The sequence below is a fragment of the Streptomyces sp. PH9007 genome (assembly GCF_059813725.1).
Genome location: NZ_CM187440.1, coordinates 4,372,148 through 4,395,905, shown reverse-complemented (window position 1 = coordinate 4,395,905; position 23,758 = coordinate 4,372,148). Strand labels below are relative to the sequence as shown.

The following is a 23,758-nucleotide window of genomic DNA, read 5'->3' as shown; positions in this document are numbered from 1 at the left end:
ACCAGAACCAGCGAAAGGGTGTTCGTCATGCACCGCGCACTCATCGTCGTCGACGTACAGAACGACTTCTGCGAAGGGGGTGCCGTGCCGGTCGCCGGCGGAGCCGACGTGGCGGCCGCCATCACCGATCTGATCGGGGACGCCACTCCCGGCTACCGGCACGTGGTGGCCACCCGTGATCACCACATCGACCCCGGCGGCCACTTCTCCGACACCCCGGACTTCCGGGACTCCTGGCCGCGGCACTGCGTGGCGGGTACGGAGGGGATCGGTTTCCACCCGAACTTCGCCCCCGCCGTCGCCTCCGGCGCGATCGACGCCTGCTTCGACAAGGGGGCCTACGAGGCGGCGTACAGCGGCTTCGAGGGCGCCGACGCCGATGGCAACACGCTCGCGGACTGGCTGCGCGCCCACCAGGTGACCGAGGTCGACGTGGTGGGGATCGCCACCGACCACTGTGTGAAGGCCACCGCGCTGGACGCGGTGCGCGCCGGGTTCCGCACCCAGGTGCTGCTGGACCTGACCGCCGGGGTCAGCCAGGAGACCGTGGAGGCGGCGCTGCGGGAGCTGGAGAACGCCGGGGTGGAACTGTCCGGCAAGGCGATCGTCGCCGGCTGAGCCGCGCCCTCAGGGGGCGCGCGGGGTGGCGTGGGGCGGTGTGAGCGGCGTGGGGGGCGGGCGAGGCTCACGCCGCCCAGATGTGCGCCTCCTGCGAGGTACGGGCCCGGGTGGCGCCCCACAGCGCCGCCATCGGGCGCCAGCGCTCCGTCTCGTGGTGCGGGCTGGAGCGCCACAGGGCGCCGTCGGGGTGGTGCAGCACTGCGGTGATCTCGTCCGGGGTCGGCGGGGCCGCGTTGCCGCGCAGGTACACCGCGCGCAGCCCCAGGTTCCGCAGCCTGGTCAGTGCCCTGGCCCGGTTCGCGGCGTGCACCAGCACCCGGATCCGGCCGTGGGTCGCCGGGCGCGGCAGCTGCAGCGCGACCACGACGCTGCCGTCGGGCAGCCGGACAAAGCCTCCGTCGGCCATGAGACACCTTTCCTCGAGGTCCCGGTGAGTGGGGGGGACCCCGCCATACTCACCCGACCGGCCGCCGCCCTACAAGGGGCGACGGCCGGAAGACATCAGGTGATCGTTCGACTACGCGGGGTCATCGGGTGCTGGGCGCCACCTGGAGGACCATCGGGATCTTGCCGCTGCCGGTGGGCGACTGCGTCAGGATCGTGATCTTGGTATTGGTGTCCGGCACGACCACGCTGTTCCACGGGTTCGCCGGGTCCCAGTAGTCGCCCTTGCGGTCGTCGAAGACCGGCACACCGCGGTGCCCGGGCAGCGTGGTGGCCACGCTGTCCTTGTGCAGCGTCAGCTTCGGCGTCGAGAACAGGCTGAAGGTCGCGTCCCGGGACTGGATGCGGTTGCGCAACAGCGTGCCGTCCGACCACTTCTCGGCCACCGGGGAGGCGTCGACAGGCAGGATCAGGCCCTCGCCCGGGTGCTGGCGGGTGTTGTTGTTGCTCTGCGAGGTGTCCCACAGCCACACCAGCAGACCCGACTGGTAGGCGTAGTGCTCGACCCAGTCGTCCTTCGTGTCCAGGAAGCCGAAGTTGTACGGGCCGTGCTTCAGTGTCCGGTCGAAGCCGGTGTACTGGCGGTTCTCCGCGATGTAGAACTGCGGGTAGTCGTCGGTGATCGAGGCTCCCACGAGGGAGAAACCGTTCACCTTCCAGTCGCCCTCGCCGTTCTCGGCGTCGTCGGAGAAAACGGTGGCGCCGTCGGCGGTGATGGTGATCTCGTCGGCGGTGAAGCCGAGTTCGGCCAGCGCGCCGTCGGTGAGGTAGCGGAAGCGCAGTTCGATGGTCTGCCCGGCGAAGGCGTCCAGCGGGTAGGACAGGGCCACCTGGCCGCCCGACTCGCCGTGCAGGGCGGTGCGTCCGGCGCTGTCGGTGGGCAGCGGCGCGCCGTCGCCCGTACCGGCCAGCGGCGTGAAGGTGGCGCCGCCGTCGGTGGAGGCCTCCACGTACAGGAAGTCGTAGTCCTCCTCGATGCTCCACCAGCCGCTGAGGTCCAGGGAGGCGGTGGACGCGCCGGTCAGGTCCACGGTGCGGGTGAGGGTGTTGGAGAGGCTGTCGCCGCTGCCGCTCCACCACTGGGTCTCGCCCTGGGCGGGGGCGACGAGGTCGGTGGTGACGGTCTTGGCGGGCAGTTCGACCACCAGCGCCTGGGAGTCGAAGCGGCGGTTGCCCTCGGGGAACTGGTCCGCGGAGGCGCCCAGGACGTGGGTGGAGCGGGTCGCGGCCCGGGCCACGTCGTAGTCCAGCCAGCCCAGTTGCAGCTTCTCCCACGGGCCCATGTCGTTGGGCAGGGTGCCGATCGCGCCGTCGTTCTTGTCGCTCAGCCACGAACCGGAGGACATCGCCGACCAGAAGCCGGTGCCGTTCTCGCCGCCCGAGGTGTCGTACAGGTCGGGCAGGCCCAGGTCGTGCGCGTATTCGTGGGCGAAGACGCCGACGCCGCCGTTCTCGGGCTGGATGGTGTAGTCGCCGACCCAGATGCCGCTGTCGCCGATCTCCACGCCGCCGGCGAGGTTCTGCGGCGGCCCGGTCAGGCCGACCTGGTCGGCGTAGGCGTACCAGCGGTGTGCCCAGATGGCGTCGTCGCCCTGCGCGCCGCCGCCGGCCGAGGCGTCCTCACCGGCGTGCACGATCTGGAAGTGGTCGAGGTAGCCGTCCGGCTCGTTGAAGTTGCCGTCGTTGTTGTAGTCGTAGCGGTCGTACTGGTCGTACTCGGAGAGGATCTCGCGGACCTCGTCCGGGGTGAGACCGCGGGCGATCTGGTCGTCGTACCAAGCGTTGACGCCGTCGGTGACGACCTCCCACACGGAACGGCAGACGTTGGAGCCGCAGGCGCTGTTGCCGTACCGCGCCTCGTTGTAGTCGACCTTGACCCAGTCGGTGACGGTGCCGTCGATGGAGTAACGGCCCGAGGACTGGCTCTCGAAGTACTGCTTGACCGACGGGACGGCGGGGTCCGTGCCGTAGTACAGCTCCTGGTAGTGCTCCTGGCTGAAGTCCTTCTGCCAGATGGTGCTGTTGTCCACCGAACGGTCCGGCTCGGCGATCTCGTTGGCCAGCGGCCCCCGGGTGCCGCCGAACTCCGGGTGGATCTCGTCGCCGAACTCGACCAGGATGGTGAAGATCTTGTCCGTGCCGGTGGTGGCCACTTCCACGAACTCGCCGTCGCCCAGCTCGACCACCTCGGAGCCGTGCTGCGCGCGGGGACGGGCCTGACCGGTGATCAGCTGCTGGTGGGCCTCCTGCTTGAGCGCTTCGCGCTTCTCGCCCAGCGGGTTCTCCAGATGCGGTTCCGCGGCGAAGAGTTGCTGGTCGGCGGGGATTCCGGTGGCGTCGTCAGCGCTGGTGGCGGCCGCCTGGGCGGTGCCTGCGGGGACGAGGACGGCGGCGGTCAGGGCGGCGATGGCCGTAGCCGCGGCGAGGGTGGTAGATCTTGTGGATCTGCCTCGAATGTTCACTCTGATGTCTGTCCTTTGTCGCGAACATGGTCTCTGATCACAGGCATTGGACACGAGGTCACGTCAAAAAGACAGATCCTGCCGAGAATGATCACGGAATCTCATGTTCATTTCACGATCTGTTGATATATGACTCCGTGCGCCCCCCATGCTCCGGTCCGACGGCACCTGCCGGAGGCATCAAGCTCGTAGCGTGCGGGCATGCACGCCCGTAGCACCCCGACCCACGAACGGCACCCCAGGCACCAGCACCCCACCCTCAGGACGGACTTCGCCATGCCGCTTCCGCATCCGACCCCCGTGCAGATCGTCTACGGTTCGGGCACGGTCCTGGTCACCACCCTCGTCCTGCTCCTGACCACCGGAGCGGAGACCACCCCGGCGCTCGTGGCGATCGCCGCGCTGGCGCTGGTGCTCGGCATCAGCGTGACGATGATCCTGCGGGCCCGCTCCGGGCCCCGGTCGGAACCGTCGGCCGCCCGTTCCGAGCCCGGGCCCCCGCGCGCCGAACGGACCGCGGAGCGCCCGGCGCACCGGCCCGTGGAGCGGTCGCACGCGCGCGTCTGAGCCGGCCGCCCGGGCACTCCCCGCTCACCAGCGGCACGCACCGGCACCCGCACGCACCGATCAGGCGGTCGAGACCACAACGGTCCTGGCCGCCTTGTCGTGCAGACACTGCCGGTAGGGCTTGTCCCAGGTGCAGTTGAGCACGTTGACCAGCCAGAAGATGAAGCCGAAGCAGGGCAGCAGCTCCGGCAGGGAGTACACCCCGGCCCGGAACCACCCCGGACTGCCGTGCGGCACGGCCCCGTTCTCCAGCATCGCCACCCGGATCCGCATGGCCATCTTGCCCAGCGTCTGCCCGCGCGCGCTGAGCATCGCGCCCTCGTATACGAAGTACACGATGATGATGGCGGCCTGCTGGAGGTAGTTGCTGCTGGAGGCGGTGTCGTAGTTGCGGTCGCCGGTGATCGCCCACAGCAGCAGGGACATCGGGATGCCGATGATCAGCGCGTCGATGATCCGCGCCACCAGCCGCCGCCCCCGGGAGGGCAACGGCGGCATCCCCGCCAGCGGATCGGCCTCGCCGTACGGGCCCGGGCCGCCCGCCGAACCGGGTACCTCCCCCGAGGGCGGCGGCGCACTGGGAAAGCCGGGCCCGGTGGGCGGAGGAGGCTCGGCGGGCCCGGAAGGCGGCGGCGCCCCGGAACCCGGACCGCTGGGGGGTTGTGCCCCGGAACCCGCACCGGCGGCCGGTTCGCCCGTACCGCCGCCGCTGGGGGGCGGCACCGCGGAGGGGCCCTCGGATCCCTCCTGAGGTGACGCGCCGCCGGCGGGCCCGTGCTCCGGTCCTCCGCCGGGCTCCGGCCCCGGAGCGCCGGCGTCCCGCCCCTGCGGCCGGTCCGGCGGACGGGGCTCGCCGGGGGACTCCCGGCCGTCGTCGGCCGGCGGGTCCGGCTCGTCACCGGGCGGTGGCTGGGGCTGGTCAGTGTTCATGGCCCGAGTCGACCCCGGCCGTGCGGCCCACGCATCCGGCGTGGGGCGTTCGGGGGACACATTGCGCCGTGGGGGTACCGGCGGACCGGTACGGGCCCGGCCCGCGCACGGCGCGCCCCCCGGCATGAGCGCCCCCACCGACGAGGGCCGGTCACGTCCCTTCCCGCGCACACGGAACGGCCCCCGTTGACCTCCGGCCGGAGGTCAACGGGGGCCGCGACCGGGTCAGCGTGCGACGAAGGTGCCCGCCGCCTTGTCGTGCCAGCACTGGTGCCAGGGGCGATCACGCACACCCCACAGCACGTTGACGATCCCGATCACCAGGATCCCCAGGACGCTGTACAGGAACCAGCGCAACAGCGCGGCCCCGAAGGTGGGCTTGATCTGGCTCTGGAGGTCCAGCACCCGCAGCTTGCACAGGGCCTTGCCCGGGGAACGGCTCCACAGCGCGGTGGGCAGCGCCTCGAAGAGGAAGCCCGCCACCAGGAAGACGCCGAGCACCATGGCCAGGTAGCCACCCGTGGTGCCGTCGATCAGCCAGATCTCCCGGGTCACCCCGGCCTCGTTGGCCGCGTCGATCTGCTGCTGGATGTGGTCCCTGGCGTCCCCGATCACCATGGCCGCCATCGCGGCGGCGGCGCCCAGCGGGAGCAGGGAGTCGATCAGCCGGGCCAGCAGCCGGCGGCCGAGACCGGCCGGGTACAGCTGGTCGCCCGTGCCGAAGATCGCGTCCTTGCTGAAGGGCAGCGGGGTGAGCGGGTCCGCCTGGTGCGACCGCAGGAACGGCGACTGCGCGGACGGGGCCTGGAGTTGCGGCGCTGCCTGCTGCGGCTGGGGCTGGGGCTGCGGCTGCGGCTGGGCCACCGGCAGGTGCTGTTGTTGCTGCTGCGGGACCGGGAGGGGCGGCAACGGCTGCGGGGCCTGCTGCTGCGGTGCCTGCTGGGCGAGTTCGCGCACCTGGTGCTGCCAGGACTCCCCCTTGGGCAGCCGCAGCTGGGCGGTCTGCTCGTGCGGCCGCTCCGGCGGCGCCGACCGGGCCTGCGCGGGCAGCGCGGGCTGCACCGGCCGGGCCTGCTGCTCGGGTACGGCGGGCAGCGCGGCCGGCGCGGCGGCGGCCGGCCGCTGCTGTTCCGGCACCCGCTCCGGTTCCGGCTGGGCCTGCTGCTGCGCCTGCGGCTGCGGTTCCGGCTGGGCCGGCGACTGCGCCTGCGGCTCACGCCCCGGCGCGCGCAGGAACTGGCCCCGGGGATCGATGCGGGGGTCGGGCTTCTGCGCGGGCGCCACGGGCGCCGCGTGCGCGTCCTCGTCCCCGGCCCGGCGCGCGGGCTCCAGCTCGGGCACTGCCCGTGCCTCGGGAGCCGGCTCCGGAAGGGCGGGCGCGGGTGCCCCGGGCGGCGGTGCGGGCATCTGCTCCCCGTCCCGTGGCTCCGGGCGGCTGGTGCCGGGCATCCAGGCGGCGCCGTTCCAGTACCGGATGTAGCCGGGAATCGACGGGTCCGGATACCAGTTGGGCCCCGGGCTTCCGCCGGCGCTTCCTGCGGGTGGGGAGCTCATGAGCGGTCCTGAATCTCCTCGTCCTACTGGTCTGTCTGCGGGCCGTCGCCGGGTATGCATGGTACGTCCCCCGGCGGGGCGGCAGATACAGCTACGTCGACGACAGTGTCCCGTACGACCGGCCACCGACGGTGCGGCGGCCTGCCGACACGCACCCTTCGCAGAAAAATCTCCAAAGCGGCGTAAGGATCGGCCCGCTGCTCCCTCTCCCCCTGTGCCTGACTGACAGGAACGCATGTGAAGGGGCGACGCAGCGCATGAACACCACCGTCGAACGGGACCTCGAACTCCAGCTGGTGCTCTCGCCGGAGCGCAGCATCCCGGTACCGGCCCGCTTCGTGTACCGGTCCGATGACCCGTACGCCGTCCACATCACCTTCCACTTCGGCTCCGACACCCCCGTGTACTGGACGTTCTCCCGCGAGTTGCTGGTGGAAGGCGTCTTCCGGCCCTCCGGGCACGGCGATGTGCGGGTATGGCCGACGAAGATCGACACCCGCAGCGTCATCTGTGTGGCGCTGAGTTCACCCGACGGCGACGCGCTGATCCAGGCGCCCGCGGTGGCGGTGTCGGCGTGGCTGGAGCGCACGCTGCGCCTCGTCCCGCCGGGCACCGAGTCCGAGAACACCGACCTGGAGGAGGAATTGTTCGCCCTGCTGACCCCGGCGCCGGGTGACGACTGCTACCCGGGCGGCGGCGACCTGTGGGGGCCGCTCGACGGGCTGTCCGACGGTGACAGGTGAGCCTGCGGCCGGGAAGGCGGGTGCGGGTCCGGGTGCGGACGCGCGGCGTGCCGGACGAGCGGGGTGGTGCGGTACGGCACCGGGTTCTCCATGACGATGGCGGTGGCGGAGCGGACGATGCCGTCGAAGCCCACGACCTCGTCGATGACGCGCTGGAGGTCGGCGTTGGAGCGGGCGACGAGGCGGCACAGCATGTCGCCCTGGCCGGTGATGGTGTGCAGTTCGAGCACCTCGGGGACGGAGGCGAGATGGGCGCGCACCTCTCCCCCGCGTCCCTGCTTGATCTCCAGGGTGGCGAAGGCCGTCACCGGGAAGCCGATGGCCGCCGGATCCACCTCGGGCCCGAAGCCCCGGATCACTCCGGTGGCACGGAGCTTGTCCAGACGCGCCTGGGCGGTGCCGCGTGCGACCCCCAGCCGTCTGGATGCCTCCAGTACGCCGATGCGCGGCTCGCGCGCGAGCAGTTCCAGCAGCCGGCCATCCAGTTCGTCGATCGCCATGCGGGGCTCCTCTCCACTGGGCAACCTGTACACACCGTACGGAGCTACGCGCGTGGGGCTGTACGGGATGTCCAGCGCTCGCGACAACTATTGCGCACCTTGCGGAGGGGGCGCACCCTGCGCATATGACTGAGCACACTCCGGCCGATCCGTTCCCGGTACAGGGGATGGATGCGGTCGTCTTCGCGGTGGGCAATGCCAAACAGGCAGCGCATTACTACTCGACGGCGTTCGGGATGACCCTCGTCGCCTATCAGGGCCCGGAGAACGGCAGCCGGGAGACCGCTTCGTACGTGCTGGAATCCGGAAGCGCCCGGTTTGTCTTCACCTCGGTCATCACTCCGACGGGCGAACGCGGGAAGGAGCTGGCGCGGCATGTCGCCGAGCACGGGGACGGGGTGATCGATCTGGCGATCGAGGTACCCGACGCCCGGGCGGCGTACGCGCACGCGGTGGCGCGGGGCGCGCACGGTCTCGCGGAGCCGTACGAGCTGTCGGACGACGACGGGACGGTGGTCCTGGCGGCGATCTCGACCTACGGGGAGACCCGGCACACGCTGGTGGAGCGCTCCGGCTACAAGGGGGCGTACCTGCCGGGGTTCACCCCGGCGCGCCCGATCGTCGCGCCGGCGGAGGGGCGGCGCCGGGTGTTCCAGGCGATCGACCACTGTGTGGGAAATGTGGAACTCGGCCGGATGAACGAGTGGGTCGAGTTCTACAACAACGTCATGGGCTTCACGAATATGAAGGAGTTCGTGGGCGACGACATCGCGACGGAGTATTCGGCGCTGATGTCCAAGGTGGTGGCGGACGGCACCCGCAAGGTGAAGTTCCCGATCAACGAGCCGGCGCCGGGCAAGAAGAAGTCGCAGATCGACGAGTACCTGGAGTTCTACGGCGGCCCAGGCGTCCAGCACATCGCCCTGAACACCGGGGACATCATCCACACCGTGCGCGCCATGCGGGCGGCGGGCGTGGAGTTCCTCGACGTACCGGACTCGTACTACGACACACTCGGCGAGTGGGTCGGCGAGACGCGGGTGCCGGTGGACACGCTGCGGGAGCTGAAGATCCTGGCCGACCGCGACGAGGACGGCTATCTGCTGCAGATCTTCACGAAGCCGGTACAGGATCGGCCAACGGTCTTCTTCGAGATGATCGAGCGGCACGGATCGCTGGGATTTGGCAAAGGGAACTTCAAAGCTCTCTTCGAGGCAATCGAGCGTGAACAGGCGCGGCGGGGGAATCTGTAAGAACACCACCCCCCACAACCGCCCCCGCGACCTGCACTCGCGGGGGCGGTTTTTATGCCGCCGGGGCTCGTGCACGGCCCCGGGGCCCGGGCCTAGCAGCCTGGTACGGACTCCCCCGCCGCGAGTGCGCGCAAGTCGTCGATGGCGCCGGACAGGGTGGTCACCGGGATGAGGCGCAGTCCGTCGGGGAGGTTGGCGGTGGCCGCGTCGCACTCGTCCCGCGGGACGAGAAAGACGGTGGCGCCGTCGCGCTTGGCCGCCTGGGTCTTCAGCGGTACGCCGCCGACCGGGCCGACGGTCCCGTCGGCGTCGATGGTGCCGGTGCCGGCGATGACCGCGCCGCCGGTGAGGTCGCCGCCGTGACCGTCGCCGTCCAGCAGGTCGACGATGCCGAGCGAGAACAGCAGCCCGGCGCTGGGGCCGCCGACCGAGTCCAGGCTGAGGGCGACGTCGATGCCCTCGTCGGTGCGGCCGAGGTGGCCCAGGGCGGCGGCGACGGCGGAGTGCTGGGACTGGGTCATCTGTTCGCGGTTGTGCTGCTGGATCTCCTTGACCGAATCACCCACCGGGTAGACCGCTTCGGTGGGCAGCACCGCCTGATCGGAGGCGAAGTAGCCGCCGAGGACGTCGGTCAGGCGTACGGAGGCGTCCGGTGCGGTGGCGGTGATGGTCGTCATCCGCAGTTCGCCCTCGGGTTCACGCACCGGGGCACCGGTGATGGTGATGACGGGCTTGCCGTCGCTGTCGCCCAGCACGTTGGCGGTGGGGCCGGGGTGCGCGACGGCGAACGGCAGCGGCGCGAACGCGGCGACCACGAGCAGCGCGGCGAACAGCGCGCCGCACGCGGCGAGCACCCAGGTACGGCGCCGGCCGGTCAGCGACTTGGTGAGGGCGGACATGCCGCCGAATCTAACGCACGTGGCGGGGCCCCTCCCGCCGAGGGCCGGGACCGGCACCGGCACCGGCACCGGCACCGGCGTACGGCGGGCCGTGCACGGCGCCGGGCCCGGCGGGGGCGGTCAGCGCAGCACGGCGGCGACTTCGAGGGCGGCGCGGACGACGCGGGGGCCGACGTCGGGCGGGACGGATTCGTTCAGCATGACGACGCCGACGCTCCCCTCGATGCCGCAGTCGCGCGGCAGCGGGGCGGCGGCGCCGCTGGCGCCCGCCTCCAGTTCGCCGTGGGTGAGGACGAACCCCTCCTCGTCCTGGATGTCCTTGCAGCGGCCGGTCAGTATGGCGCGCCCGGCCGCGCCCCGGTCCAGGGGGTGACGGAAGCCGGCCCGGTACGCCACGTGGTAGTCGGTCCAGCTCGGTTCGACGACGGCGACGGCGAGGGCGTCACTGCCGTCGACCACGGTGAGATGGGCGGTGGCCCCGACGTCCTCGGCCAGGGCGCGCAGCGCGGGCAGCGCGGCTTCCCGTACCAGCGGGTGCACTTGGCGGGTGAGCCCCAGGACGCCGACGCCGACCCGGGCCCGGCCGCTGGTGTCGCGGCGGACCAGGGCGTGCTGTTCGAGGGTGGCCAGCAGGCGGTAGACCACGGTGCGGTTGACGCCGAGCTGTTTGGACAGTTCGGTCACGGTCAGACCGTGATCGGTCTCGGCGAGCAGTTTGAGAACCCGTAGTCCACGGTCGAGCGTCTGAGAGGTCTCCGCGGTCACGACGCCCCCTTTCGGCTGCCAACGCGTGACCGGGAACTTATCCAGCGTTACCGCTCAGCGGAAGGGGTTGTCCAGTATTCGAGCACCGAACCACCCTTTTTCGACCAGTTTTGCGCCACGTCCGGTCCGCCGTCCGGGCCCAACCGCCGGATCACCCCTGCCGCGCCCCATCCGGCCCTCCCGGGGCAGGGACCGGGCAGGGACCGGGCAGGGACCGGGCAGGTCCTCAGCGCATCCGGGTGGCCCACTCCTTCACCTTGGCCATCCGCTGCCGCAACTGCCCCGCCGTCGCCTCCGCCGTCGCGGGCCCGCCGCACACCCGGCGCAGCTCGGTGTGGATCACCCCGTGCGGCTTGCCCGACTGGTGCACGTACGCCCCCACCAGCGCGTTCAGTTCGCGCCGCAGGTCCATCATCTCCTTGTGGGTGACCACCGGGCGCCGCTCGGCGGGCACTTCCAGCAGGTCGGCCTCCTCGTCCGGCCGCTTCTTGCTGTGCGCGATCTGCCGTGCCTGCCGCTTCTGGAGCAGCATCTGCACCTGGTCCGGTTCCAGCAGTCCCGGGATGCCGAGATAGTCCTGCTCCTCGGCGCTCCCCGGGTGCGCCTGCATCCCGAACTCGGCGCCGTCGTACATCACCCGGTCGAAGACGGCCTCCGACTCCAGCGCCTCGAACGGCAGTTGGTCATCCGTTCCGTCCGGCTCGTTCTGCTCGCGCTCCGCCTCCGCGAGGAGGTCGGCCTCCTCCGCGTACGGGTCCTCGTCATCGCCGCCCTTCTTGGGCTTGTCGAGGATGTGGTCGCGTTCGACCTCCATCTCGTGCGCGAAGCCGAGCAGGGTGGGGATGGTGGGGAGGAAGACGGACGCGGTCTCGCCGCGCCGCCGCGAGCGCACGAAGCGGCCCACCGCCTGCGCGAAGAACAGCGGCGTGGAGATGGTGGTGGCGTACACGCCGACCGCCAGCCGCGGTACGTCCACCCCCTCGGAGACCATGCGCACCGCCACCATCCAGCGGTCGTCCGACTGCCGGAAGTCGTCGATGCGCTGCGAGGCGCCGCCGTCGTCCGACAGCACGAGCGTGGCGCCCTCGCCCGTGATCTCGCGGATCAGCTTGGCGTACGCCCGCGCCGACTCCTGGTCGGTGGCGATGACCAGGCCCCCGGCGTCCGGGATGGCCCGCCGCACCTCCGTCAGCCGCCGGTCGGCGGCGCTCAGCACGGCCGGCATCCAGGCACCCTTGGGGTCGAGCGCGGTGCGCCACGCCTGCGAGGTGGCGTCCTTGGTCATCGGTTCGCCGAGCTTGGCGGCGAGTTCGTCGCCCGCCTTGGTGCGCCAGCGCATGCTGCCGCTGTAGGAGAGGAAGATGACGGGCCGCACGACGCCGTCGGCGAGCGCGCTGCCGTAGCCGTACGTGTAGTCGGCGACGGAGCGGCGGATGCCGTCCCCGTTGTCCCCGTAAGCGACGAAGGGGATGGGGTTGGTGTCGGAGCGGAAGGGCGTACCGGTGAGGGCGAGCCGGCGGGTGGCGGGCTCGAACGCCTCCAGGCACGCCTCGCCCCAGGAGCGGGAGTCACCGGCGTGGTGGATCTCGTCGAGGATGACGAGGGTCTTGCGCTGCTCGCAGCGGTTGCGGTGCAGCATCGGCTTCACGCCGACGCCCGCGTACGTGATGGCCACGCCGTGGTACTCCGCGCCGAGCCGCCCGGAGCTGTACTCGGGGTCCAGCTTGATGCCTATCCGGGCGGCGGCCTCGGCCCACTGCTTCTTCAGGTGCTCGGTGGGGGCCACCACGGTCACCTGCTGCACGACGTGGTGGTGCAGCAGCCAGGAGGCGAGGGTCAGCGCGAAGGTGGTCTTGCCGGCGCCGGGGGTGGCGACGGCGAGGAAGTCCTGGGGCTGGGCCTGCACATAGGCGTCCATCGCCGCCTGCTGCCAGGCGCGCAGCTTGCTCGCGGTGCCCCAGGGGGCGCGGCCGGGGAAGGCCGGTGAGAGGTGGGAGGACGCGGTGGTGGTGGCGGAAGCGGCGGTGGTAGTCACGGTCTCCGGGGCTGGGACGGTGGGCGGATGTGGTGGGAACCGCGCCAGCGTACCCGGCCCGCCGGCCGCTTCGGAGTCCGGTATTCAGTTCGCTATGTCCCCCTTTGCCGCCACTCGCCCCCCGGTGATGACGGCCAGCACGGCGACGGCGGTGGCCGCCGCGTAGACCACCACGAAGGCGCCGGGGCCCACGGCTGCGGCGTCATCGGCGGCGGTGGTGCTGCCGCCGAGGGCGGCGAAGGCGCTCCCGACGGCAGTGAGCATCACCACATTCGACAGCGCGTCACAGACCTGGAGCGAGGCCACGTTTCCGCCCGCCTCCTCCGGGCGGGAGAGTCGCAGCACGAGCACGCCGACCGAGGAGACGACCATGCCCATGCCGAAGCAGCCGACGGACAGGGTGAGAGCCGGCGTCCACACCGGTACCGCGTCGATGAGGACGAGCGGGGTGGTGAGCACGGCGAACAGGATCAGCACCGTGCCGGAGCGCACCATCGTGAACCGGTACGGCTCCAAGCGCGGCCGGGACTGCGCGTAGGAGCCCAGGGCCCACACCGCGCCGGAGACCGCCAGCGCGAGGCCGGCCTGGGTGACGGACAGGCCGCGCTGGGTCACCAGCATCAGCGGCAGGAAGGTCTGGGTGGCCATGAAGGCGCCGGAGATCAGTCCGCGCAGCATGATGACGGACGGCAGGCCCCGGGCGGCGCGGAACGTCCCGGCGGGCAGCAGCCGGCGGGCGGAGGGCGCGACGAGGGCGAGCCCGGCGACGACCGGGAGCACGGAGATCCACCGCAGCTCCTGGCCGCCGAACTGGAGCAGCCCGGCGCCGATGGCGACGGCCGCGGCCAGCCGCAGGGTGCGGGCGTCGAACTTCTTCGCGCCGGTGTCGGGCGGCCCGGACGCCTCGCGGCGCAGCGGCGGCAGCATGATCAGCAGCGGCAGCACCACCAGGACGGTGATGCCCAGGAACACCCAGCGCCAGCCGAAGTGTTCGGTGACCACGCCGGCGATGACCGGGCCCAGCAGCGAGGGCACCACCCAGGCGGCGGAGAACGCGGCGAGGGCGGCGGGGCGCAGATGTTCGGGGTAGGCGCGGCGCACGGTGACGTACAGCGCGACGATGACCAGGCCCCCGCCGGTGCCCTGCGCGGCGCGGCCGGCCACGAAGGTGAGCATGTTCTGGGCGACGCCCGAGAGCAGCAGCCCGGTGGAGAAGACGGCGATCCCGCCCACCACGGGCCCCATGGGCCCGCTGCGGTCGCACCACTGCCCGGCCACCACCATGCCCAGCAGGGAGGTGGTGAAGTACGCGGAGAAGGCGAACGCGTACAGCGCGACCCCGTCCAGCGCCTCGGCGGCGGCGGGCATCGCGGTGCCGACGGCCATGGCCTCGAAGGCGATGAGCAGGATGGTGCTCACGCAGCCGAGGGTCAGCGCCCGGTGGGGCCGGCTGAGCACGCCCCCGGGCGGGGCCGGGGGCGGGGTGGACGCGGGCGGGGCCGGGGCGGATGGCGACGGCGTTGTCGCCGGTACGGGGTCGGTCATACGTCACACGGTAAGGAACGACCGGCCCCGGGCCCATACCCGATACGGCCGAGGACCGGGGAAGGAGCGGCGTACGGTCAGGCCGGTACGCGCGGCGGCACCAGCCGGCGGCCCGCCACGATCTCGGCCAGGTCCGCCGGGGCCCGGGCGAAGTCGGGGAGCGCCAGCATCGCGAGCCGGGCGGCACGCGAGCGGGCCGTGGTGGCGTGGTCCTCCAGAACGTCCTGGCACGCCTGCGCCAGGGACTCGGGGGCGGGGGTGCCGGTGAGGTGCCGGCCCAGGCCCAGCTCCGTCACCCGGCGGGCGTTGTGCGGCTGGTCGCCGAAGTTGGGGACGACCACCATGGGGGTGGCGGTGCGCACCGCCTCCCGGATGCTGTTGTACCCGCCGTGGGTGACGAACAGGTCGGCGCACTCCAGCAGCAGCGGCTGCGGAACGCGGTCGGTGAGCAGGACGTTCGGGCCGGGCTCGGCGCCCTCCAGCGGGATGCCGCCGGTGGCGACGACCGCCGTGACGTCCAGCAGGGACAGTCCGGCGACGATGGTGCGCAGCATGGTCGCCGGGTCGGTCGCCTCGGGGGGCAGCGGTACTTTCCACCCGGCCTCGCGGAAGGTGGGCAGGACGGTGCCGAGGGCGGCGAGTACGAGGGGCCGGTCGCCCGGCAGCCGGGCGGCCCAGGGCGGGAGTTCGCCGCTCACGTCGACCGCCGTGGTCTGCCGGTAGGCGAGCGCGGCGGTGGGGTGGCGGGCGAAGCCGTACGCGGGCGGCATGTAGTCGAACCGGCCGTACGGGTACAGGCTCGCCGGGTCCTCGCGGGCGGGCACGCCGGCGGCGGCCCGCAGGGCGTTGACGGCAGGCAGCAGCGGTGCGGGGTCGAGCAGGTTGAGGAAGCCGCTGGGGAAGGGGAGTTGCGGGATGTCGCGGTCCTCGGCGAGGACGACGGCGGCGAAGTCCATGCCGTCCCGGACGACGGCCTCGGGCCGTACCTCGCGTGCCGTCTCCCGCAGGACGCCCAGCACGGTGTGGGCGTACGGGCCGGCCAGCAGCGCCGTCAGCGGGTGGTCGGGCGAGGACATGTCCTGCGCCGGGTCGAACACGACGTCCCGGCCCGGCCGGGGAACGTCCGGCAGGACGGTGCGGACGGCGAGCCGGTCGGCGGCGAACACCGGTGCGACGGCCTCGGTGGTGAGGACCGTGACCTCGTGCCCGGCCGTGGCGAGTGCGCGGGCCAGCGGCAGCAGGGCCCGGCCGTGCGAGGGGGAGGCCATGGCGGTGCACAGGACGCGCATGGGGTTCCTTCCGGAAGGGGCGGGTGGCGGGTGACCTGTGCAGAGGTACCCCGGCCGGCGGCGGCGGATGGGCGTCCGGCCGCGAACTCACCCGTTCCGGTGGACGTATGCCCCGCCATCCGCGCGATGCCCCGGGCGCGGTGCGCCGTTGTGCGGTAATGCACGCACGCGCGCCGGGCCGCCGTCCCGCCGCGCCGTTCGCCGCGCCCTTCGCCGCGGACCGTCAACACCGGGAGCATCATGCGTACTCCAGCCGCCGCCCTCGCCCTCACCCTCGCGGGTCTCGCCGCCGCAGCTGGGGCCGCCCACGCCGATGGGAACACCAACTCCGACAACATCACCGTCATCACCCTCCAGTTCTGCGGCGAGGCCCCGGACTTCGGGGAGACGGTGAACTACGGCACGCTGAGCGCCGCGCAGTGCCTGAACGGCCCCGGCGTCGAGTAGCGCTGCGGCCCGCCGCCGGGGGGCCGGGTCAGTTCAGCGGCTGGTTGAAGCGCAGCAGGTTGCCTGCCGGGTCGCGGAAGGCGCAGTCGCGGACGCCGTAGGGCTGGTCCATCGGCTCCTGGAGCACCTCGCCCCCCGCCGCGCTGATGCGCTCGAACGTCGCGTCGCAGTCGTCGGTCGCGAAGATGACGCCGCGCAGCATCCCCTTGGCCATCAGCTCGGCCATGGCCTGCCGGTCCTCGGGCGAGGCGTTGGGGTCGGCGAGCGGGGGCTCCAGGACGATGGAGACGTCCGGCTGGGACGGCGGGCCGACGGTCACCCAGCGCATCCCCTCGAAGCCGACATCATTGCGAACCTCAAGGCCGAGGGCGTCGCGGTAGAAGGCGATCGCCTGATCGTGGTCGTCGACGGCGATGAAGCACTGGGAGATCGTGATATCCATGCCGCCCACGCTACGGGCGGGCGGCGCCGGTGGCTTCTCCGTTCCTGACCGGCCGGGTGTGGATCTTCGCCATGCAGGCGGGGATGGCGGCGCCGGCCTCGTGGCCACGGGCCCGGTAGGCGCTCGGGCTCTCGCCGACCAGCTGGGTGAAGCGCGTGCTGAAGGACCCCAGCGACGTACAGCCGACCGCCATGCACACCTCGGTCACCGACAGGTCGCCGCGCCGCAGGAGCGCCTTGGCGCGTTCGATGCGGCGGGTCATCAGATAGCTGTACGGGGTCTCGCCGTACGCGGCGCGGAAGCTGCGGGAGAAGTGGCCCGGCGACATGAGGGCTCCGCGTGCGAGCGCGGGGACGTCCAGCGGCTCGGCGTAGTCGCGGTCCATCCGGTCACGGGCCTTCCGCAGCCGGACGAGGTCGTCGAGGTCGGGCCGTCTCACCCGTTCAGTGTCCCAGACGGGTCAGGAATGGAGAAGCGGCGGCGGAAGGGCCCGGCTAGCGTGACGGACCAGGCAATACCGATCAGAAATGATCAGAACCACCAGCTCAGGAGTGATCATGTCCGACCCCAGCGCCCCCGGCGACAGCTCCGCCGCACCGCACGTTGCCGACCTCCACGGACGCATCCGGGTGCACGGGGCGCGCGAGAACAACCTGCGCGACGTCAGCGTCGAGATCCCCAAGCGCCGCCTCACGGTGTTCACCGGGGTCTCGGGCTCGGGCAAGAGCTCACTGGTGTTCGACACGATCGCCGCCGAGTCGCAGCGGCTGATCAACGAGACGTACAGCGCGTTCGTCCAGGGCTTCATGCCGACCCAGGCGCGGCCCGAGGTCGACGTGCTCGAAGGGCTGACCACCGCGATCATCGTCGACCAGCAGCGGATGGGCGCCGACCCGCGCTCCACGGTCGGCACCGCCACCGACGCCAACGCGATGCTGCGCATCCTCTTCAGCCGGCTGGGGCAGCCGCACATCGGCCCGCCCGGCGCGTACGCCTTCAACGTGCCCTCGGTCCGGGCGAGCGGGGCGATCACCGTGGAGCGCGGCGCCAAGAAGGCCGTGAAGGCCACCTTCACCCGCACCGGCGGCATGTGCCCGCGCTGCGAGGGCCGCGGCACCGTCTCCGACATCGACCTCACCCAGCTCTACGACGCGGACAAGTCGCTCAACGAGGGCGCGCTCACCATCCCCGGCTTCACGGCCGGCGGCTGGAACCACCGGCTGTACGCGTCCTCCGGCTTCTACGACCCGGACCGGCCGATCCGCGCGTTCACCGCGAGCGAGCTGCACGACTTCCTCCACCGCGAGCCGACCCGGATGAAGATCGAGGGCATCAACATGACCTACGAGGGGCTCGTCCCCCGGGTCCGGAAGTCGATGCTCGCCAAGGACCCGGAGGCGATGCAGCCGCACATCCGGGAGTTCGTGGAACGGGCCGTCACCTTCACCGCCTGCCCCGAGTGCCACGGCACCCGGCTCAGCGAGGCGGCCCGCTCCTCCACGATCGGCGGCGTCAGCATCGCCGACGCCTGCGCGCTGCAGATCAGCGACCTGGCGCGATGGGTGGGCGGCCTCGCCGAACTCTCGGTGGCGCCCCTGCTCACCGCGCTGCGGCACACCCTGGACTCCTTCGTGGAGATCGGCCTGGGCTATCTCTCCCTCGACCGGTCCTCGGGCACCCTGTCCGGCGGCGAGGCGCAGCGCGTGAAGATGATCCGCCAGCTCGGCTCCTCGCTCACCGATGTCACCTACGTCTTCGACGAGCCCACCACCGGGCTGCACCCGCACGACGTCCAGCGCATGAACGGTCTGCTGCTGCGGCTGCGCGACAAGGGCAACACGGTCCTGGTCGTCGAGCACAAGCCGGGCACGATCGCGATCGCCGATCACATCATCGACCTGGGCCCCGGCGCCGGTACGGAGGGCGGCACGGTCTGCTTCGAGGGCACCGTGGCGGGGCTGCGGGCCAGTGACACCGTCACCGGGCGCCACCTGGACGACCGGGCCGCGCTCAAGGAGCGGGTGCGCACCCCGAGCGGGACGCTGGAGATCCGCGGCGCGGACGCGCACAACCTGCGGAACGTGGACGTCGACATCCCGCTCGGGGTGCTCACGGTGGTCACCGGCGTGGCGGGTTCCGGCAAGAGCTCCCTCGTGCACGGCTCGCTGCCGCTGCGCTCGGGCGCGGCCGGCGAGGGCGTGGTGTCGATCGACCAGAGTGGAATCCGCGGCTCGCGGCGCTCCAACCCCGCCACGTACACCGGGCTGCTCGAACCGGTCCGCAAGGCGTTCGCCAAGGCCAACGGCGTGAAGCCGGCGCTGTTCAGCGCCAACTCGGAGGGCGCCTGCCCGAACTGCAACGGCGCCGGCGTCATCTACACCGACCTCGGCATGATGCGCGGCGTCTCGACCACCTGCGAGGAGTGCGAGGGCAAGCGCTACCAGGCGGCGGTGCTGGAGTACCACCTGGGCGGCCGGGACATCAGCGAGGTGCTGGCGATGCCGGTGGCCCGGGCCCTGGAGTTCTTCGGCGGCGACGGGGAGGCCCCGCTCCCGGCCGCGCACCGGATCCTGGACCGGCTGGCCGCCGTGGGGCTCGGCTATCTGAGCCTGGGCCAGCCGCTGACGACCCTGTCGGGCGGCGAGCGGCAGCGGCTCAGGCTCGCCACTCACATGGGCGACAAGGGCGGGGTGTACGTCCTGGACGAGCCGACGGCGGGGCTGCACCTGGCGGATGTCGAGCAGCTGCTCGGCCTGCTCGACCGGCTCGTGGACTCCGGGAAGACGGTGATCGTCGTCGAGCATCACCAGGCGGTGATGGCGCACGCGGACTGGATCATCGACCTGGGCCCCGGCGCCGGACACGACGGCGGGCGGATCGTCTTCGAGGGCACCCCGGCGGAGCTGGTCGCCGCGCGCTCCACCCTCACCGGGGAGCACCTGGCGGCGTACGTCGGCGCCTGAGCCGGGCCCGGGGCGGGCGGGCGGCGGGTGGGGCTGCCGCGCCGGCCGCCCCACCCGTACAGGGAAAGCCCCTTGGCCGTTACGCGGGGACGCCGGCCGGGCCCGGCACCGCGCCCGCCGCACCGGCGGCGCCCGCCTGGCCCGCGGTGACCACCGCCGACTGCGGGCGGATCGGCAGCCGGTTCACCGGCCGCCCGGTGGCCGCCCGTACGGCCGCGGCCACCGCCGCCGGGGACACCACGACGGGCGCCGCGCCCGCCGCCTTGGCCCCGAACGGCGCGACCACGTCCCGCTCCTCCAGCAGCTTCACGATCCGGATCTCCGGCACGTCCAGCGCGGTCGGCAGCGCGTAGTCGGCGAAGTCCGGGCGCCGCACCACGCCGCGCGCCACCCGCAGATGCTCCATCAGCGCGGTGCCCACGCCCTGCGTGACCCCCGCCTCGATACGGGCCCGCAGCTGCGCCGGGTTGAGGATCCGGCCCACGTCCTGCGCGATGGCCATCTCCACCACCCGCACCGAACCCAGCTCGACATCCACGTCCACCACGGCCCGAACCGCCGCGAACGCCAGGCCCACGAACGCGTCGCCCTGACCGGCTGCGTTCAGCGGCTCGGTGGGGTGCGGGCGGCACTGCGCCGTCGCCCACAGCTCCTTGCCCTCCAGGGCCTCCGCCACCGTCGTGCTCAGCACCCCGTCGTAGGAGGTGATCTTGCCGTCCGCGATGGTCAGCAGCTCGGCCGACATCCCGAAGGTCGCGGCCAGCGGCTGGAGCAGCTGGGTGCGGACCATCTTCGCCGCCCGCTCCACCGCCCCGCCCGACACCCAGGTGTTGCGGCCGCGCAGCCCGGGACCGGCCGGCGGCTGATCGGTGTCGACCGGTGCGACATGCACCTCCTCGACCCCCAGCACCTCCTGCACGATCTGCCGCGCCAGCGTGGCGAACCCCTGCCCCGTCTCCACCGCCGCGCACAGCACGGTGGCCACCGAGCCCTCCACCTTGACGGTGGCCGTGGACACCTCGTCGGCACCCTCCGCGCCGAGCATGTGCACCATGCCCAGGGCATAGCCCACGCCACGGCGCACCGCCCCCGGATCGGCGGCGCCGTCGGGGCCGCCGGGCAGCACCCAGTCCTCGTCGGGCGGCGGCGGGAGCGGGGACTCCCGTACCGCGCGCAGCAGTTCGGCGACCGGCGCCGGGCAGGTGACGGCCTGCCCGGTGGGCAGCGGGTCACCCGTACTCATCACGTTGCGGGCCCGCACCTCGGCCGGATCCAGGCCGAGCCGGGCGGCCAGCTTGTCCATCTGGCCCTCGTACGCGGCGCACACCTGGAGGGCGCCCTCGCCCCGCAGATGGCCGGAGGGCGGGTTGTTGGTGCGCACCGCCCAGCCGTCGACGACGGCGTTCGGGACGCGGTAGGGGCCGGCGGCGAACGACACGGCCGCCGCCAGCGCTTCGGCCGAACCGTCGGCGTACGCGCCCGCGTCCATGAGCAGTTGCGCCTCGACCTTCACCAGCTTGCCCTCGCGGTCGGCGTGGTGCCAGTAGCGCAGCATGGTGGGATGCCGGTGCGGGTGGCCCAGGAACGACTCCTCGCGGGTGGCCGCCAGCTTCACCGGGGACGCGGTGCGGATGGCGAGCAGCGCGAGGGGCAGTTCGAAGCCGAGGTCCTCCCGATCGCCGAACGCGCCCGGCACACCCGTCACATAGACCTTGACCTGCTCCTGTTCCAGCCCCAGGCAGGCGGCCAGCTGATCGCGGTCGCCGTGCGGGTCGGTGCTGCCGGTGTACACCTCGACGCCGCCGTCGGGGCGGGGCACCGCGAGGCCCGCCTCCGCCCCTATGGGGGCGGGGTCCTGGCGGCCGATGCGGTAGACGCCCTCGACGACGATCTCGCCGTTCATGTTCGGGTCGCCGTGCCGCAGCGGGATGTGCCGGATGATGTTGCCGTCCGGGTGGAGCGGTTCGGCCTCGAACACCTTCTCCGGGTCGGTGACGGGCGGCAGCACCTCGTACTCGACGGCGATCGCGGCGGCGGCCAGCCTGGCCGTCTCGGGGTGATCGGCGGCGACGGCCGCCACCGGCTCACCGTGGTAGCGGACCTCGTCGGCGGCCAGCGGCGGCCGGTCGCCCGGGGGCGTGCCGCCCACGTCGAGGTGCGTGACGACGGCGCGCACGCCGGGCAGGGCGGCGGCCTCGGACGTGTCGATGCCCCGGATCCTCGCCCGCGGGTGCGGGGCCCGCAACACCGCCGCCCACAGCAGCCCTTCGGCCCACAGGTCGGCGGTGTACGGGTAGACGCCGGTGGTCTTGGCGGCGGCGTCGGCCGGCGGAACGGAGGCGCCGAGGCCGAGCGCCGGGGCACCCTCGGCGGGGCCCGGCGCGGGCTCGGCACCGGCGACGGTGACGGCGGTGATGCCGTCGATGGGCTGCTCGCTCATCGTGTCAGGCGTCTCCCTCGGACGGGCCGGACTGCTGCGGAATACGAGGCGGCTCTGCGGCGGTCCTGGCGGCCCGTTCGGCGTGCTCGGCCCGTTCGGCCCGCTCGTCGATCACGGTGCGGACGGCGTCCAGCACGCCACGGTAGCCGGAGCAGCGGCACAGGTTGCCGCACAGTGCCCGGCGGGTCTGGAGCTCGGTGGGCTGGTGGTTGCCCTCCAGGAGATCGTGCACCGTCATGGCCATGCCGGGCAGGCAGAAACCGCACTGCACCGCGCATGAGGAGAGGGCGCGCTGCACGTCGGAGGGTTCCTCCTCGGTGCCGAGCCCCTCGACCGTACGGATCTCGCACCCGGCGGCGGTCGCGGCCGGAACCAGGCAGGCCGCCACGAGGCGCCCGTCGACCTGCACGGAGCAGGCCCCGCACTCGCCCTGCGAGCAGCCGTCCTTGGCCCCGGCGAGGCCGAGGCGCTCGCGCAGGACGTAGAGCAGGGACTCGCCGATCCAGGCGCTGCTGACGGCACGGTCGATGCCGTTGACGCGCAGCACGTAGGAGGTCTCGGGGTGCTCGCTGTCGGTGGGGGGCGGCGGGGGCGCGGGCTCGCTCTCGCCATGGGCGGGGTCGGTGACCTCGGAGGGGATCACCCAGGACCCGGACTCGTCCCCGCCTCCGCTGCCGCCGAACGTGGCGGGCCGCTGCACGGGGCCGCCTTCGGCGGCCGGGGGCGGCGGGGTGGTGAGGTGGGCGTCCGGGGCGGTGGGTCCGGCGGCGGCGCCGTCCGGCGGGGGGGCGGAGCCCTCCGGGGCCGGGGAGTGCGCGCCGGTCGAAGCCTCCGGTGCCGCCGGGGCGTCGCCGCCCGGCGTCGGGTGGACGGCCGCGCCGGGTGCCTCGGTGGCGCCGGGAGCGCCCGCGACGTCCGGACCGGCCGCCACGTCGACCTGTGCGGGCCCGGTCGCCGAACCGGCGGAGTCGGCGGGCGCGTGGGCGTGGCCGTGTTCCGGCCCGGCGGCGCCGGAAACGGCAACGGCTGCGGCCGGTACGGGAATCGCCTCGGCCTCCGGCCGGGCGGCGTCGGCCGGACCGGCCGCGCCGGGCCCCGGCTCACCGGGGAACGAAACCGTTTCCGCTGAAGGGGCGCCCGGGGATCCCGGTCCCGCCCAGGCACCGCTGCCCGTTCCGGGCTGCCCCGGTGCGGGGCCCCGATCGGTCGCCGCGTCGCCGTCCGGGGCGCCGGCTTGTGGTGCCCCGTCCTGACCGTGCAGACCGTGCTGCTGCCAACCGGCGTCCGGTGTGGCGCCGTTCTCCGTACCGGGCTGCGGGCCCGGGCCTGCGGTGTCGCCCGTCCCGGGGGCCGCTGGCCCGTCCCAACCCGCCTGCGGAGCCTGCTCCGCACCCGGCGGCACGGGGACACCCCGCCCGTCCGTACCGTCCGGCACCGGACCGGCCTGAGCAGGAACCCCCGCCACGGCCGGGCCATGCGGGTCAGAAGGCGCCGCGCTCGGCGCGCCCGCGCCGGGGGCCGCCGGTCCGTCCCAACCCGCCTGCGGAGCCTGCTCCGCACCCGGCGGCACGGGCACACCCCGCCCGTCCGTACCGTCCGGCACCCGTCCGACCTGAGCAGGAACCCCCGCCACGGCCGGGCCGTTCCGGTCGGATGGCGCGGCGCTCGGCGCGCCCGCGCCCACCGCGCTGCCGAGGTCAGCCGCCCCGCCGTGGGCGGATGCGGGCACCGCCCCGGGCACACCGTTCGGCGCCTCGGCCGCACGGACATCGCCCGGCGCCGCGTTGCCCGAAGCGTCGGGCCACGCCGCCTGGGGAGAGCCGTGCTGCGTCGCACCGGCACCGGCAGCCGCGCCGAGT

General features: G+C 73.0%; 20 protein-coding genes. 6 read left to right on the top strand and 14 right to left on the bottom strand.

Going from position 1 to position 23,758, the window contains the following annotated elements; translation table 11 throughout:
- The first annotated feature begins 27 nt into the window (after positions 1 to 27).
- On the top strand, positions 28 to 618 hold the full coding sequence (locus ACTFAP_RS20335; protein WP_390117079.1) for an isochorismatase family protein: 591 nt from the start codon (positions 28 to 30) through the stop codon (positions 616 to 618).
- Between the two features lie 67 nt (positions 619 to 685).
- Here ACTFAP_RS20335 and ACTFAP_RS20330 read toward each other — a convergent pair whose 3' ends face one another.
- The gene (locus ACTFAP_RS20330; protein WP_390117081.1) at positions 686 to 1,027 is read right to left on the bottom strand and encodes a hypothetical protein; all 342 of its coding nucleotides are present in this window, start codon (positions 1,025 to 1,027) and stop codon (positions 686 to 688) included.
- 121 nt (positions 1,028 to 1,148) lie between these two features.
- Entirely contained in the window at positions 1,149 to 3,527 is a 2,379-nt protein-coding gene (locus tag ACTFAP_RS20325; RefSeq protein WP_495681817.1) for an immune inhibitor A domain-containing protein, read from the bottom strand.
- 201 nt (positions 3,528 to 3,728) lie between these two features.
- On the opposite strand from ACTFAP_RS20325, the gene ACTFAP_RS20320 reads away from it, so the two are divergent.
- Positions 3,729 to 4,094 (top strand): hypothetical protein, encoded by a 366-nt coding sequence (locus tag ACTFAP_RS20320; protein ID WP_390117085.1) that lies wholly within the window; start codon positions 3,729 to 3,731, stop codon positions 4,092 to 4,094.
- A 60-nt stretch (positions 4,095 to 4,154) separates the two neighbouring features.
- Here ACTFAP_RS20320 and ACTFAP_RS20315 read toward each other — a convergent pair whose 3' ends face one another.
- Entirely contained in the window at positions 4,155 to 5,024 is an 870-nt protein-coding gene (locus ACTFAP_RS20315) for an RDD family protein (protein WP_495681816.1), read from the bottom strand.
- Positions 5,025 to 5,249: 225 nt separating this feature from the next.
- Positions 5,250 to 6,578 (bottom strand): RDD family protein, encoded by a 1,329-nt coding sequence (locus ACTFAP_RS20310; RefSeq protein WP_500467051.1) that lies wholly within the window; start codon positions 6,576 to 6,578, stop codon positions 5,250 to 5,252.
- A 257-nt stretch (positions 6,579 to 6,835) separates the two neighbouring features.
- Between ACTFAP_RS20310 and ACTFAP_RS20305 the strand changes: the two genes are divergently transcribed.
- Positions 6,836 to 7,321 (top strand): SsgA family sporulation/cell division regulator, encoded by a 486-nt coding sequence (locus ACTFAP_RS20305; RefSeq protein WP_390117090.1) that lies wholly within the window; start codon positions 6,836 to 6,838, stop codon positions 7,319 to 7,321.
- On the opposite strand, the gene ACTFAP_RS20300 is transcribed toward ACTFAP_RS20305, so the two are convergent.
- A complete protein-coding gene (locus ACTFAP_RS20300; protein ID WP_495681814.1) occupies positions 7,261 to 7,821 on the bottom strand; it encodes an Lrp/AsnC ligand binding domain-containing protein in 561 nt (186 codons plus the stop codon). The genes ACTFAP_RS20305 and ACTFAP_RS20300 overlap by 61 nt on opposite strands.
- Positions 7,822 to 7,946: 125 nt before the next feature.
- Here ACTFAP_RS20300 and hppD point away from each other — a divergent pair, with 125 nt between their 5' ends.
- Positions 7,947 to 9,074 carry a 4-hydroxyphenylpyruvate dioxygenase gene (gene hppD, locus ACTFAP_RS20295; protein WP_495681813.1) on the top strand — a complete coding sequence of 376 codons (1,128 nt, stop codon included), beginning with the start codon at positions 7,947 to 7,949 and terminating at the stop codon, positions 9,072 to 9,074.
- 92 nt (positions 9,075 to 9,166) lie between these two features.
- Here hppD and ACTFAP_RS20290 read toward each other — a convergent pair whose 3' ends face one another.
- The 5 genes from ACTFAP_RS20290 to ACTFAP_RS20270 form a co-directional block, all read right to left on the bottom strand.
- Positions 9,167 to 9,973, bottom strand: a complete 807-nt coding sequence (locus ACTFAP_RS20290) for a S16 family serine protease (protein WP_500467050.1) — start codon at positions 9,971 to 9,973, stop codon at positions 9,167 to 9,169.
- Between the two features lie 120 nt (positions 9,974 to 10,093).
- Positions 10,094 to 10,738, bottom strand: coding sequence for an IclR family transcriptional regulator (locus ACTFAP_RS20285; RefSeq protein ID WP_030736950.1), 645 nt, complete (start codon positions 10,736 to 10,738; stop codon positions 10,094 to 10,096).
- 226 nt (positions 10,739 to 10,964) lie between these two features.
- Positions 10,965 to 12,773 (bottom strand): DEAD/DEAH box helicase family protein, encoded by a 1,809-nt coding sequence (locus tag ACTFAP_RS20280; protein WP_495681811.1) that lies wholly within the window; start codon positions 12,771 to 12,773, stop codon positions 10,965 to 10,967.
- Positions 12,774 to 12,857: 84 nt separating this feature from the next.
- A complete protein-coding gene (locus ACTFAP_RS20275) occupies positions 12,858 to 14,318 on the bottom strand; it encodes an MFS transporter (protein ID WP_390117101.1) in 1,461 nt (486 codons plus the stop codon).
- Between the two features lie 77 nt (positions 14,319 to 14,395).
- Complete coding sequence (locus ACTFAP_RS20270) at positions 14,396 to 15,607, bottom strand: glycosyltransferase (protein WP_500467049.1); 1,212 nt, start codon at positions 15,605 to 15,607, stop codon at positions 14,396 to 14,398.
- Between the two features lie 240 nt (positions 15,608 to 15,847).
- Here ACTFAP_RS20270 and ACTFAP_RS20265 point away from each other — a divergent pair, with 240 nt between their 5' ends.
- The gene (locus tag ACTFAP_RS20265) at positions 15,848 to 16,054 is read left to right on the top strand and encodes a hypothetical protein (protein WP_495681810.1); all 207 of its coding nucleotides are present in this window, start codon (positions 15,848 to 15,850) and stop codon (positions 16,052 to 16,054) included.
- Between the two features lie 28 nt (positions 16,055 to 16,082).
- Here ACTFAP_RS20265 and ACTFAP_RS20260 read toward each other — a convergent pair whose 3' ends face one another.
- Both ACTFAP_RS20260 and ACTFAP_RS20255 read right to left on the bottom strand, forming a co-directional pair.
- Complete coding sequence (locus tag ACTFAP_RS20260; protein WP_400010908.1) at positions 16,083 to 16,496, bottom strand: VOC family protein; 414 nt, start codon at positions 16,494 to 16,496, stop codon at positions 16,083 to 16,085.
- A 10-nt stretch (positions 16,497 to 16,506) separates the two neighbouring features.
- The gene (locus tag ACTFAP_RS20255; protein WP_495681809.1) at positions 16,507 to 16,935 is read right to left on the bottom strand and encodes a helix-turn-helix domain-containing protein; all 429 of its coding nucleotides are present in this window, start codon (positions 16,933 to 16,935) and stop codon (positions 16,507 to 16,509) included.
- Between the two features lie 118 nt (positions 16,936 to 17,053).
- Here ACTFAP_RS20255 and ACTFAP_RS20250 point away from each other — a divergent pair, with 118 nt between their 5' ends.
- Positions 17,054 to 19,459 (top strand): excinuclease ABC subunit UvrA, encoded by a 2,406-nt coding sequence (locus ACTFAP_RS20250; protein ID WP_500467048.1) that lies wholly within the window; start codon positions 17,054 to 17,056, stop codon positions 19,457 to 19,459.
- Positions 19,460 to 19,538: 79 nt separating this feature from the next.
- Here ACTFAP_RS20250 and ACTFAP_RS20245 read toward each other — a convergent pair whose 3' ends face one another.
- Positions 19,539 to 21,899: a xanthine dehydrogenase family protein molybdopterin-binding subunit gene (locus ACTFAP_RS20245; protein ID WP_390117113.1), complete on the bottom strand. Its 2,361-nt coding sequence runs from the start codon at positions 21,897 to 21,899 to the stop codon at positions 19,539 to 19,541.
- Between the two features lie 4 nt (positions 21,900 to 21,903).
- The gene (locus ACTFAP_RS20240; RefSeq protein WP_500467047.1) at positions 21,904 to 23,301 is read right to left on the bottom strand and encodes a (2Fe-2S)-binding protein; all 1,398 of its coding nucleotides are present in this window, start codon (positions 23,299 to 23,301) and stop codon (positions 21,904 to 21,906) included.
- Positions 23,302 to 23,758: the final 457 nt, after the last annotated feature.

What these genes read in the sequence shown, in the direction of transcription:
- ACTFAP_RS20315 (WP_495681816.1), bottom strand. Translation starts at nt 5,024, where the DNA reads ATGAACACTGACCAGCCCCAGCCACCGCCCGGTGACGAGCCGGACCCG.
- ACTFAP_RS20265 (WP_495681810.1), top strand. Translation starts at nt 15,848, where the DNA reads ATGCGTACTCCAGCCGCCGCCCTCGCCCTCACCCTCGCGGGTCTCGCC.
- ACTFAP_RS20305 (WP_390117090.1), top strand. Translation starts at nt 6,836, where the DNA reads ATGAACACCACCGTCGAACGGGACCTCGAACTCCAGCTGGTGCTCTCG.
- ACTFAP_RS20270 (WP_500467049.1), bottom strand. Translation starts at nt 15,607, where the DNA reads ATGCGCGTCCTGTGCACCGCCATGGCCTCCCCCTCGCACGGCCGGGCC.
- ACTFAP_RS20335 (WP_390117079.1), top strand. Translation starts at nt 28, where the DNA reads ATGCACCGCGCACTCATCGTCGTCGACGTACAGAACGACTTCTGCGAA.
- ACTFAP_RS20310 (WP_500467051.1), bottom strand. Translation starts at nt 6,578, where the DNA reads ATGAGCTCCCCACCCGCAGGAAGCGCCGGCGGAAGCCCGGGGCCCAAC.
- ACTFAP_RS20275 (WP_390117101.1), bottom strand. Translation starts at nt 14,318, where the DNA reads ATGACCGACCCCGTACCGGCGACAACGCCGTCGCCATCCGCCCCGGCC.
- ACTFAP_RS20300 (WP_495681814.1), bottom strand. Translation starts at nt 7,821, where the DNA reads ATGGCGATCGACGAACTGGATGGCCGGCTGCTGGAACTGCTCGCGCGC.
- ACTFAP_RS20320 (WP_390117085.1), top strand. Translation starts at nt 3,729, where the DNA reads ATGCACGCCCGTAGCACCCCGACCCACGAACGGCACCCCAGGCACCAG.
- ACTFAP_RS20250 (WP_500467048.1), top strand. Translation starts at nt 17,054, where the DNA reads ATGTCCGACCCCAGCGCCCCCGGCGACAGCTCCGCCGCACCGCACGTT.
- hppD (WP_495681813.1), top strand. Translation starts at nt 7,947, where the DNA reads ATGACTGAGCACACTCCGGCCGATCCGTTCCCGGTACAGGGGATGGAT.
- ACTFAP_RS20260 (WP_400010908.1), bottom strand. Translation starts at nt 16,496, where the DNA reads ATGGATATCACGATCTCCCAGTGCTTCATCGCCGTCGACGACCACGAT.
- ACTFAP_RS20245 (WP_390117113.1), bottom strand. Translation starts at nt 21,899, where the DNA reads ATGAGCGAGCAGCCCATCGACGGCATCACCGCCGTCACCGTCGCCGGT.
- ACTFAP_RS20290 (WP_500467050.1), bottom strand. Translation starts at nt 9,973, where the DNA reads ATGTCCGCCCTCACCAAGTCGCTGACCGGCCGGCGCCGTACCTGGGTG.
- ACTFAP_RS20330 (WP_390117081.1), bottom strand. Translation starts at nt 1,027, where the DNA reads ATGGCCGACGGAGGCTTTGTCCGGCTGCCCGACGGCAGCGTCGTGGTC.